The sequence below is a fragment of the Pelagicoccus enzymogenes genome, assembly GCF_014803405.1.
Classification (GTDB): Bacteria; Verrucomicrobiota; Verrucomicrobiia; order Opitutales; family Opitutaceae; genus Pelagicoccus; species Pelagicoccus enzymogenes.
In genome coordinates, this window is record NZ_JACYFG010000038.1 from 32265 (window position 1) to 44098 (window position 11834).

An 11834-nucleotide genomic window follows, 5' to 3' on the forward strand; every position below is an offset into this window, starting at 1 on the left:
GAGCCCAATTTATGGCAAGCCTCTAATAGAGGGCAGCCCCTACAACTCCAAGTCGTGCCAGTTCTTGGTCAAAAACAGGTGTCCCTGGATGCTGTCCACCAAGGGCGCGTAGCTGGACAAGGGGCCAGCCTTCTCTTCCAAGGTACGCACCGAAACGCCTACGAAGGTGACCGCGGAACGGGCGCTCTCCCGGGCGATCGACTCCAAGGGAGGATCCTTGGAGACTACGATCACCGGCTCCACCTCGATACGCGAATCCTTGAGCAGCTCCGCCATGCCGGCTTCCGCCGCCGCCCGTCCTTCCTCGTCGCGGATGATGCGCAGGATGCGGATGCGGGCTTCCTGCCAAGCCCGATTGCTCTGCATCAGGTGGGCCAAGGTGATCATCATGGAGCCGTTGGCCCGAGCCGACCACCAGACGTCGATCACCGAGTACAGGTGCGAATCGGGCTCCTTGGCCTTGGAGTAAACGAGCAGGTTGGTCTCCATCTCGAGAGCTTGGTGCACGGTGCTGGGAAAGTCATGGTCGCGCAGCCAACCGCTGCCCCACTCGATCATCAGCGTGTTGGGCTGCAAGTTGCCGAGCCCCGAGCCTTGCAGCAGAGAGGTGACGCCTTGCTCGAAGTCCTTGGCCACCACGACCTTGGAGAAAGCCGACATGCGCTCTTCCAAAATGCGTTCGTCCATCTGGCGGGTGAGAGCCTTCTGCCGCTCGAGCGAGTTCTTCCAGTCGCCGATGATGATGTGGGAAAGGAAGAGCACCCCCTTGTTGGCTTCGAGGTAACGGCCGAAGCGCAGCAGCTGGCTGTTCTCCTTCAAGTTGCTCATGAGCATGAGGATGGCTGGACGCCAGTTGCGCTGGTGCTGGCGGGAGGAGTAGAGCTTGAGCAAGCCCATGCGCGCCACCGCGAACCAGAAACCGCTGCGCATATCCCCCCAAGCCGTGCGATAGGAACGCCGGGCCAACACCGTGTAGGCGGTCACGATGAGGGCCACCGCCGCCACCGTGGCCAGCGGATTGAGCAAGAGCATGATGCCAAAACAGGCGATAGCTCCCACCAGCGAAACCAGCCAATGCACCTTGAAGGTGGGACGGTAGGTCGGATTGCTGGTCCAGCTCTCCAGGGCCGCCACCAGGTTCACCGCTCCGTAAGTCGCGAGGAAAAACATGGAGATGAGCGGCGCGATGAGGTTCAAGTCGCCCACCCACACGCATATCACGCTGATCCCGGCGCTCAGCACCAAGGCGATGCGCGGCTCCTTCGAGGGACCGTGCCCCTTCGCCAGAAAACGGGGCATCACACGGTCCTTGGCCAAGGCCTGCATGGTGCGAGGAGCTGCCACCAGGCTCGCCAGGGCCGACGAAAGCGTGGCCGCCCATAGCCCGGCAATCACTAGGGGAGGCGCCACCGAAATGGTCTTCATAACCAAGGCGTTCTCGATCAAATCCTCTCGGCTCGCCCCTAGGCTCAGCCACACCAGCTGCATCAAGTAGACCACAAAGGTCGCCCCTACCGCCCAAAGCGTCCCCCTCGGAATCGACTTCGTCGGATCCTTCAAGTCTCCCGACATGCTCACTCCAGACATGATGCCCGTGACGGCGGGAAAGAAGATGGCGAACACGCTCCAGAAGGACTGCCCCTCGATGTAGGCGGGCTCCGAGCGGGCTTCCCAGCCGTCGCTGATCTGGAAGCCCACGAAGAAGGAAGCCAACGAAACCGCCAGCGTAGCCAAGATCAGGTACTGGGCCTTCACCGCCACGCTGGCCCCGATCCATGCCACCACTGTGATCGCTCCCAAAGTGATCAAAGAAAAGGCGCGAGCGTCGAGGTCCGGGAACAGGTACTGCACCGACTCCGTGAAGCCGACCACGTAAAACGCCACCGAAATCGCTTGGGCCAAATAGAGCGGCATCCCGATCGCCCCGCCAAACTCTAGTCCCAGGCTACGGGAAACCAGAAAGTACGCCCCGCCCCCCTGGGCCTTGGTGTTGGTGGCGATCGCCGACAACGACAAAGCCGAGATAAACGTCACCAAGTTGGCGATACAAAGCATGGCGATCGCCCCCAAGAGGCCCGCGTTACCCACGACCCAACCGGAGCGCAGGAAGAGGATGACGCCGAGGATGGTGAGCACGTTCGGCACGAACACCCCACCAAAAGTCCCGAATTTCTGAGCTGGCTTTTCCATACAAGAAAAGCAGCTGCATCGCGCAAACCCTGAAGCAGAGCAAGCACTGTTGCGGCAGGCCAAAGCGAGCCGCCTCGCATTTGGGCGGCAATAGTCGCGAAATTGTCACGTTTCTCGTTGCCCCCCGCCCTCTGCTCTCTTCTCCTCTCGCCCGTCGAAATGCCACTACGCGGCTAGACCTTCCTCCGTAATCACAAAGCCTTACAATGTACGACACACTGATGCTCCTCCTCCAGGTCCTCGGCGCCTTGGGAATTTTTATTTTCGGCATGAAGCTGATGAGCGAGTCCATCCTCAAGTTCGCCGGCGAAAAGCTCCGTGCCATCATGAGCTCCATGACCACCAACCGGTTCATGGGAATCCTCACCGGACTGTTCATCACTAGCCTCGTGCAATCCTCCTCAGCCACCACCGTCATGGTCGTGAGCTTCGTGCACGCCCAGCTGCTCACCCTCGTCCAGTCCATCGGCGTCATCATGGGCGCCAACCTCGGCACCACCATAACCGCCTGGATCGTGGCCGCCGGCTTCAAGTTCAGCCTCGCTTCCGTCGCCATCCCCATCATCGGCATTGGCGTCGCCCTCAGCTTCCTCAAAGGGCACAAGCGTCGCCACTTCGGCAACTTCCTCACAGGCTTCGGCTTGCTCTTCCTAGGCCTAGGCGAGCTCAAGGGCTCCGTGCCCGACGTTAAAAGCAACGTCGAGATGCTGGAGTGGATCACCAACCTGTCCAACTACGGCTTCTTATCGCTCGTTATCTTCATCTTCCTCGGAACCGTGCTCACGGTCATCGTGCAGTCCTCGTCCGCCGCCATGGCCATCACCCTCACCATGGCCTCCCTCGGCTGGCTCAACTTCGAGCAAAGCGCCGCCATCATCCTCGGCGAAAATATCGGCACCACCATCACCGCCTTCCTCGCCTCCCTGCCGGCCAACGTCGCCGCCAAGCGCGCCGCTCGGGCTCACTTGATGTTCAATCTCCTCGGCGTCACTTGGATGCTCTTCCTCATCACCCCCTTCAGCAGCCTCGTGATCTGGACCTACGAAACCGTGTCCAGCGCCGTGCCGGGCTTCATCCTCAAGGACAACGAGCTCACCACCAAGCTGGCCCTCTTCCACACGATGTTCAACCTCTTCAACATCTGCCTCCTCGTCGGCTTCACCGGCCAGATCGCGAAGCTGGTGACCAAGATGGTAAAGGACCGCCCCGACGCCTCCCGTCAAACCACCTTCCGCTACCTGCGCACCTTCACCCTCGGCACCGGCGAGCTCAACTTCCGCGAAGCTACCAACGCCTTCCAGCGCCTCGGCGACCTCACCAAGAGCATGTTCCAGAAGTTCATCGAGATCTACGAGCACCCCGACCAGGACATGTCCAAGCAGGTCAAGGAGATCGACGCCCTCGAAAAGGAGAGCAACATCCTCACCGACGAGCTCACCGAGTACCTCATTCGCTGTACCTCGGACGAAGTTTCCGAAGAGACCCGCGAACTCGCCTACTCCTACCTCCGCGTCGCTGCCGAGCTCGAGGAGATCGGCGACTGCTGCCACCGCATGACCAACCGCGCCGTGCGCCGCTACAAGAAAAACCGGCTCGTGACCCCCCTCGCGGAGAAGGAAGTCGTGCAGTTCGGCAAACTCGTGGAGCGCTTCATCGACCTCTACAGCTCCAAGCTCAGCAGCGAAGTCTCCGCCGCCGACATGGAGCTCACCATCGACTTCGAGAAAGCCATCAACGAAAAGCGCAAAGAACTTCGCAAGCGCTCCGTCAACCGCATGATCGAGTCGCCCGACAACGTGAAGCCGGAGCTGCTCTACATCGATATCGTCAACACCTGCGAGCGCATCGCCAACCACGCCCGCAACATCATGCAAAGCTTGCCCAAGACCCACGACTAGGCCGGGTAAGCCTGACAAAAGACTTCAAGCAACAGGCCGCCCTTTCGAGAAAAGGGGCGGCCTTTTTCGTTCCTGCCACAGCCGCCACCAGGATAAAAGCTGGCACGGCCGTTCCGCGGACGAGAGAAACAATCCGACCGCAACTGCCGGTCACTTGGCCGGCATCAAGGAAACGCCGCGCACGTTCTCCACGGAAAACTGCTTCTGGACGATCGTCTGATAATCCTCGAAGGACAGCCCAAAACCATTCTCCAAGAGATCCATCACGCACCCCAAGGTCTTAGGCTTGCCTTGCGACTGCTTGAAAAGGCCTACCAGAGCAGACTGCGAGCGGGAAATCCGCTTCAAGCCCAAGACCGCAGCGCGCTCCGCCGCCACGAGAAGCGGCTCCCTCAGGGAAGCCTCGAAACTCGCAGCCGCCTCCAGCAGCAGGGCCTCCGCTTCCTCCGCGTCTTCGCTGGGACAAAACAGGCGTACCTTGATGGCGTTCGAAAGCGGAATCATCTGATGCCCCACCGACTCCACAGATAGGTTACCGGCCCACACCGGACGATCCGCCATCGCCTGCCGCAAGTGCTCCTCGAACAAGGGCGCCAACACCGACCCCAAACGATCGCTCGCGCAGGATTTCTCTGCCACCTGCGGGAACAACAGCGTGATGTTGCCCATATTGCCCGTCATCTCGAAAGTGTCGCGAACCACTCCCGCTTCGCCCCACTTGACCGGCTTGCCGTGGCGGGGCTGCAATACTTTGCCCGTGCGAGCGGGGGCAGAACCGAAGGACTTGCGCACGTCACGCAAAACCGTCCGCGGCATTACGTCTCCGACAACCGTAACTTCGATGTACGCCTTGTTGCGTACGCCAGCGAGCCACTCCTGCATCGAAGCGAACTCGAGGGCTTCCACATCCTCCGACAAGAAGAAGCTGCGCAAGCGGTCGTCCGAGTTGTGAAGCATCGTATCAAGCTTCACCGAACTGTTCTTGTCCAAACTCCGCTCGACCATCTTTTCCATATTCTCGATTTCGTCCTCGTAGGCCGCCTTGTCCAACTTGCCCGTGACCATCCACAGGACCACAACCGAGAAGAAATCGTCCAAATCCGAAGCGTCGCGGCCAACCCCGCTCCAGTAGAGATGGTCCTTCGTCACGCCCGCCTCCAAATTTTCAATACCTTTCGCCTTCAACACCTCGCTGATGGTAGGAGCCTCCACCCCATTGCCGATTTTCGTCTTGAGCATCAAGGTGCGCAGCATCGCCTCAAAAGCTGGATTCGCGTTCTCGAAATCGGAGGTTCCATTGCCAAAAGAAACCATCATCTGAACGCGACCTTGAAACGCGTCGCTCCGGATGAGGTTCATCCGCAGGTTATTTGCGAACTCGTATTTCAAAACTGGATACTCCTCAAAACGGACAATCTCCGTCGACTCAACCATCCCGCCAGATCCGAATCCGGACCCGAAGTTCCAGTCCTGATCCGCTTCGCCCGCGCGCTCCCAAGTAAAGTCGTAGGACTTGCGCATCGCCTTGAGCCGCTTGTTGATCGCCTTCGTGCCGAGAGGGAACCCCTTAGGCAACTCCAAATAGTAGCTCAACTCCTTCTCGCGAAACAGCTGGGCGCAGCGGGCGCGAACATTCTCATGAGTGATGCCGGAAACCACGCCCTGCACGAAATCGGAAAGCTTCGCCCCGTAGCGGAAAGGAATCTGATGCGTCACGCTGCGCACCAAACGATCCGCCACCAATGGGGCCCACTGCTTGGCGCTCGCCTCCATGTCATAGCTGTATCGCAAACTTAAATACTCGGACTTGGCAACCTCGAGATCCTCCTTGCTCACCCCATATTCCGCGAGCCGGTGAACCGCCTTGTCAGCGCTCAACAACTGCTCGAGCAAACTCACCACCGGACCGCGACGATTCACGCTCAAAGCCAAACGGTCGCCATAAACCTCGATCACGCTGTTGGGCAAGCGCTCGCTGTCCGTCGCGTAGGACTGGGCAACCCGCCCGATGAAATCCAAAAGGTAGTAGTCTAACTCGGCGGAACGCTCGAACAAACTCCCCACTTCCGTCACCTTCGTAATCCACAGGCCAGCCGTGCTCGAGGGAGCGTCCGCGATCTCCAAGTCTCCGCCCGAACGGAACTTGTTGTCCTTTGCCGGCAGCGGACGCGTTTCCGAGCTCGCTGCCAAGCCGCCGAACTTGCTCTTGACCACATCCTCCACCGCAGCTGCATCCACCACACCAGTGACGATCAACACCATGCGATTCGCCTTGTACCAAGTCGACCAGTAGCGCTCCACGTCCGCCAACCCAATATTCGGAACCGATTCCTTCAACTGCGCGTCACCAGCTTTCGAATACTGGCTCGAGCGCAGTAGAACCCGTTCGACAACAGCTTGCTTCGGCTCGTGCCTCGACTGCCCCAGCCCCGCGAAATAGTCCAAGCGAGCTTTCGCTTCGGCGAACATCGTCTCGTCCAACAAGGGAGAGGCGACAAATTCATGCAAGAGCCCTACCGAAATGTCTACCGACGCCGGATTCGGCTCCTCCAAGTCGATGCGGTAAACCGTATGGTTCAAGTCGACTTCCGTGAAGGCGCGGCTATGCGGGTCCATGCCGTTCGACAGCTTGAAACGAACCAACTGCTCGCGGTTCACGCCCTTGCTCCCGTAGTTGGACAAGTCAGCCAACAAATCGGCTACCCCCGCCTTTCCCTTCTCTTCCTGAGCCCGGCCCGCCGCCACCATCAACCGCAAGCTCACCGCCTCGGAAGCCGAGTCGGTGGGCACAATCGCATAGCGCATCCCATTGGGAAGTTCGCCCCAAATTTCCCCTGCCCCCGGGCCTTCGCCTTGAGGAAGCGCCGGCCACTGGCCGCCGAAAACGTTGCTCGCGTTCGCAAGAGGAACCAGAGCTAAGATAAAGAGGGGCAGAGAAAGAACAGCTAAAAGTCGTTTACGCATAAAATGGGTATGGGATTGATGGAAACACACTTATCCATCGCTCCAAGAAGACAACCCCCAATCCTGCTCTGTTCCCTCAGCTTCCTGCAGCAACGCAGCTCTCACAGCAACGGTTCGCCAAAAGACTAACGCCGCTTCTTCCAGTTGCCGGGCTGCTTGGCATTGCGTCGCTGCTTCTTGAATACAGGCAGCAAACGCTCCTCCATGTAATCGAAAGCCGCCTGCAAGCCTTCCGTTTCGTAAACCACTCCGATATCCGCCTCCACCTGAGTCGGTTGCCCGAAGGTCGACAAGAACTGGTTGCACGTCATCGCCTTGAAGACCGCCGAACGCTCTCCCAGAGGGATATCCGTCTGGCGCAAAATCCACTCCCGGGCAAACAACGCCAGAACCGCGTCCCCCACCCAAGCCTTCGTCCGTTTCGCTTGTTCTTCGTCCATCGAAATTACTTCAAGTAAGTCCCCAGTCCTGCCGCCTCGAGGAACTGGGTCCCCAGCCGCTCAAAGGTTTCCATCAAAACGCCCGCCGCCGTCAGCTTCCCGTAGCGAACCTCCAACACCGCTCCGTCCACGTAAACTTCGCCCAAGACGCCCTCGATCCGTACCGTGCAACTCGAACAGTCAGACGGATAGTCGACCTGCGTCTCGCCGCTCTCGTCCTCCTCCACCGCGTCGATCACGCGCTCCACCGAGACCTGTCCCGACAAGGCGCAACGCAAACGGTCGAAACGCGGCCCCACCGCAGCATTGAAAGCCGCCGACTCAAGCAAGTCCCTACTGGCCACGTCCTTCACGCTGGTCTCCACCACGTACTCCGCCGGCTCCTCCTCGTCCAACTCGTAGCGGAGCTCCAGCACGAAATCCTTCGTCTCCAAGCGAGCCAGCCCCGATGCCACGCTCAGCGAAATCTCCTTGCGCTTGTAGCGAAAACGCTCCCGCGCCGCCTGAAAAAGCGCCTCCGCCTCCTCGCTCAATTCCTCCTCGCAAAGCTTTTCCAAAAAGGCCTGGGTCGCCCCGCAAACCCGGTCCGGCACCGTGTGACGCTTCTTGTCGAAGGCCGCCAACCGGCGTACCTCGCCCCGCGTCCTCCCCACGATCGCCAATGACCTCACCAAACCTCTCGCTCCAACTTCCTTCATCAGATTCGTCCCGCCTAGCTAAGAATCCCCCCATCCCACGCAACCCAAATCCCCGTTCCCGACGAAGCACCCCATCGCCCCCCCCAACTTCATCCTTCACCCTTCCTCCCTCACCCTTCAACATCCCCCCTAATGCCAACCGTTCCCGAACCCACCGCCCTTCCGCCTCGCTCCGTGCTCGTCACCGGCGTCAGCGGATTCGTCGGCCTCAACTTGGCCAAACGCCTCCTCGCCCAAGGCTGCCAGGTCGCAGGCCTCTGCCGCACCGCCCGCCCCGACCTCGAGCGACTCGGCATCCAGATGATCTACGCCGATCTGGCTGACGCCCCCGCCGTTCGCGACGCCTGCCGCGGCAGGGACACCGTCTTCCACGTCGCCGCCAAGGTCGGCATCTGGGGCAAGCTCGCCGCCTTCCAAGCCGCCAACGTGGAAGGCACCCAAGCCATCATCAACGGCTGCCGCGACTTCGAGGTCAAAAAGCTCGTCTACACCTCCACCCCCTCCGTCGTCTTCAACGGACGCAGCATCGCTGGCCAAGACGAATCCCTCCCCTACGGCGAAAGCATCCCCTGTCCCTATCCCACCACCAAAGTCATCGCCGAAAAAGCCGTGCTCGCCGCCCACGGGCAGCCGCCTGGCAAGCTCAAGACCGTGGCCCTGCGCCCCCACCTCATCTGGGGCAACGACGACCCCAACCTCGTGCCCCGCGTGCTCGAGCGCGCCCGGGCCGGGAAGCTCCGTATCGTCGGCGACGGCGACAACCGCGTAGACCTCACTCACGTCGACAACGTCGTCGACGCCCACCTGCTCGCCGAAATCGCCCTCGACCGCTCGGAAAACAACCCCGGCGGCAAAGCCTACTTCATCTCCAACGGCGAACCGGTAAAGCTCTGGGACTGGATCAACGAGCTGCTGAAAAACCACGACATCCCGCAAATCCACCGCAAGGTCAGCCTCCCCACCGCCCGCCGCCTCGGCGCCGCCATGGAAGCCCTCTGGAAAACCTTCAAGCTCAAGGGCGAGCCCCCCATGACCCGCTTCGTCGCCAGCGAACTCGCCAAAGACCACTGGTTCGACATCTCCGCCGCCCGCCGCGACCTCGGCTACCAACCCCGCATCACCATGGCAGAAGGCATGCGCCGCCTCCTCGAACCATAGCCCCTGGAGGGACGGGTGAATGTGTCGCTCCGCTCGCCACCACCCCGTCCGCTTTGCAGGATCATCCCACCACCCAAAACCTTCAACCATCCAAAAATGCTCCAGCACCTCTACCTCGTCCGCCACGCCCACGCCGAGTCCGACGCTCCCAGCGACGCCCTCCGCCCCCTCAGCCCCAAAGGCCACCGCCAATGCGACCGCCTCGTCAAAGCCTTCTTCCGCAACCAACAAATCCAGACCCCCGCCATCTGGCAAAGCGGACTCCTGCGAGCCCGCCAGACCGCCGAAGCCCTCGCCCAAGGCCTCGACATCACAGCCCCGCTCGAGCAACGCGACGGCCTCGCCCCCTACGACAACCCCAGCGACATTGCCGACCGGCTCAACGCCCTCGACCACAGCTGCCTCGTCGCCGGCCATGAGCCCAACCTCTCGCTCCTCGCCTCCCTCCTCATCGCCGGACACGACAACTTCCAACGCATCGTCTTCCCCAAAGCCTCCATCCTCTGCCTCAGCCGCATGAAAGTCGGGCCCCAAGCCACCCCTTGGCAAATCGAGTGGCACCTCTCCCACAAACACTTCAAGTAGGGCTGGCGCTCGTCATGGATCTTGAGCGAAGCCGAAAGGCTCCACACCGCAACAACCTACCGCGCTTCTCCCAAACACCTAATTCCCTCTCCCCATGAAAATCCTCCTCACCGGTGCCTCGGGACTCCTCGGATCCGCCTTCGCCCAAGCCGCTAAACGACGCGGTCACCATGTAGTTGGAATAACAGGACGCTACGACGGCCCCCTCCCCGGCCCCGCCGAACGCAAGCAGCTCGATCTCGCCGACCTCAACGCCCTCGAAGCCTTCGCGCTCGAGCAATTCCCAGACGCCATCGTCAATTGCGCCGCCATCTCCGAACCCGGCGACTGCGAGAAAGACCCCGCCGCCAGCCGACTCCTAAACGTCGCCCTCCCGGAAAAACTCGCCCTCCTCGCCCGTCACCTCTTCGCCACCCTCATCCACATTTCCTCCGAACAAGTCTTCGACGGAACCGCCGCGCGTTACTACCGCGACTCCCCACCGTCTCCACCAAACGAATACGCACGCCAAAAGCTCGAATCCGAGCACCGCGTCAACGAGCTCGCCGCCGAATTCGCCACCACCCTGAGACTGCCCCTCCTCATGGGCAACAGCCTAGCCGGCACCCGCAGTCTGCACGAACGCCTCCTGCTTAGCTGGTCGAAAGGCCAAGCCACCCCCCTCTTCACCGACGAATACCGCCAACCCTGCCTCGTCGACAACGCCGCCGCCGTCATGCTCGAGCTCTGCGAGCGCTCGGACCTCAAGGGCGTCTACCACTGGGCCGGAGAAAAATGCATCTCCCGCTACGAAATGGGCCAACGCATCGCCCAGCACTTCGGCTTGCCCGCCGAGCAACTCGTGCAAGCCGCCCAGCGGGGCGACGATCCCCGTTTCGCCCACCGGCAAGCCCGCCTCGACCTCGACATCACCCCCCTCGCCAGCAAGCTCAAGACCCAAGCTCAAGCCTTCGCCGACCAGCTCGACGCCCTGATCGTCCCCAAACCCGTCCGCTCCTGGTACCACAGCCAATAACACTCCGCTTCGTCATCTCCTTCTTATTCTTCTTCATCCTCTTTGGATCCCCCACATTGCCTGCTTCCAAAGAGAAGCAGGTTGAGATGAAGAAGGAGAAGCAGAGACCCAAGCCCCTCGCCCCTACGCCCCACCTAATTCATTGACCTTGACGCCCTTTCTCTAACTGTAGCAACCGACACATGGCGCACTCTCTTCACATCATCCCCGACATCACCGGTTCCGCAGCTCAGCACATGGCCTTCGACGCTCTCCTCCTGCAGCGCTACGAACCCAAGGACGCCATCCGCCTGCGCCACTACGAGTGGAACCGCACCGCCTACACTTTCGGCCTCAGCCAACACTACTCCTACATCACTTCCGAAGTGCCCGACCTCAGCGCCGAGATCGTGCGACGCCCCACCGGAGGCGGCCTCGTGGACCACACCAACGACTGGACCTATACGCTCGTCATCCCCAGCACCCACCCCTTCTCCAAAGGCCAGCCCGTCGATTCCTACCGCGCCGTGCACCAATGCATCATCGACGCCATGGAGAAACAGGACCTCGGCTGCGAACTCAACCTAAGCGCCCCCGACAAGATCACTCCCAGCGTTTGCTTCAACAAAGCCGAGCTCTACGACGTCATTCTCAAAGACCTTCCCAGCAAGCTCGCAGGAGCTGCCCAAAAACGCACCAAGAACGGCTACATGCTGCAGGGCTCTATCTGGAAACCGCTCGCCAGCAAAGTGAAATGGGACCAATTCTACAACGATTTCTCCATGGGACTCGCCACCCTTCTGGATGCCGAAATCGAATACGTCAGCTCCCCCTCCTGGCGTCCCGAAGAGGAACTCGCCCTCACAGACCAGTTCGACTCCGAAGAGTGGAACCAGCGACGCTAACA

At 60.7% G+C, this 11834-nt stretch carries 9 protein-coding genes; 5 read left to right on the top strand and 4 right to left on the bottom strand.

Annotation, left to right across the window (positions count from 1 at the left end; all coding sequences use genetic code 11):
* Nucleotides 1–39 precede the first annotated feature (39 nt).
* Nucleotides 40–2190, bottom strand: a complete 2151-nt coding sequence (locus IEN85_RS14935) for an APC family permease (RefSeq protein WP_191617903.1) — start codon at nt 2188–2190, stop codon at nt 40–42.
* Between the two features lie 206 nt (nt 2191–2396).
* On the opposite strand from IEN85_RS14935, the gene IEN85_RS14940 reads away from it, so the two are divergent.
* Nucleotides 2397–4088 (top strand): Na/Pi cotransporter family protein, encoded by a 1692-nt coding sequence (locus tag IEN85_RS14940; RefSeq protein ID WP_191617904.1) that lies wholly within the window; start codon nt 2397–2399, stop codon nt 4086–4088.
* Nucleotides 4089–4238: 150 nt separating this feature from the next.
* Here the strand turns inward: IEN85_RS14940 and IEN85_RS14945 are convergent, their stop codons facing one another.
* The 3 genes from IEN85_RS14945 to IEN85_RS14955 all read right to left on the bottom strand — a co-directional run bounded on the left by IEN85_RS14945 (nt 4239) and on the right by IEN85_RS14955 (nt 8190).
* Nucleotides 4239–7052 carry a M16 family metallopeptidase gene (locus tag IEN85_RS14945; protein WP_191617905.1) on the bottom strand — a complete coding sequence of 938 codons (2814 nt, stop codon included), beginning with the start codon at nt 7050–7052 and terminating at the stop codon, nt 4239–4241.
* 125 nt (nt 7053–7177) lie between these two features.
* Nucleotides 7178–7492: a ribonuclease III domain-containing protein gene (locus IEN85_RS14950; RefSeq protein WP_191617906.1), complete on the bottom strand. Its 315-nt coding sequence runs from the start codon at nt 7490–7492 to the stop codon at nt 7178–7180.
* Between the two features lie 5 nt (nt 7493–7497).
* Nucleotides 7498–8190 carry a hypothetical protein gene (locus tag IEN85_RS14955; protein WP_191617907.1) on the bottom strand — a complete coding sequence of 231 codons (693 nt, stop codon included), beginning with the start codon at nt 8188–8190 and terminating at the stop codon, nt 7498–7500.
* 132 nt (nt 8191–8322) lie between these two features.
* On the opposite strand from IEN85_RS14955, the gene IEN85_RS14960 reads away from it, so the two are divergent.
* The 4 genes from IEN85_RS14960 (at nt 8323) to IEN85_RS14975 (ending at nt 11832) form a co-directional block, all read left to right on the top strand.
* Nucleotides 8323–9348 (top strand): NAD-dependent epimerase/dehydratase family protein, encoded by a 1026-nt coding sequence (locus tag IEN85_RS14960; RefSeq protein WP_191617908.1) that lies wholly within the window; start codon nt 8323–8325, stop codon nt 9346–9348.
* 96 nt (nt 9349–9444) lie between these two features.
* On the top strand, nt 9445–9933 hold the full coding sequence (sixA, locus tag IEN85_RS14965; RefSeq protein WP_191617909.1) for a phosphohistidine phosphatase SixA: 489 nt from the start codon (nt 9445–9447) through the stop codon (nt 9931–9933).
* Nucleotides 9934–10027: 94 nt separating this feature from the next.
* Nucleotides 10028–10948, top strand: coding sequence for an SDR family oxidoreductase (locus tag IEN85_RS14970; protein ID WP_191617910.1), 921 nt, complete (start codon nt 10028–10030; stop codon nt 10946–10948).
* A gap of 182 nt (nt 10949–11130) precedes the next feature.
* Nucleotides 11131–11832 carry a lipoyl protein ligase domain-containing protein gene (locus IEN85_RS14975; protein ID WP_191617911.1) on the top strand — a complete coding sequence of 234 codons (702 nt, stop codon included), beginning with the start codon at nt 11131–11133 and terminating at the stop codon, nt 11830–11832.
* Nucleotides 11833–11834 lie beyond the last annotated feature (2 nt).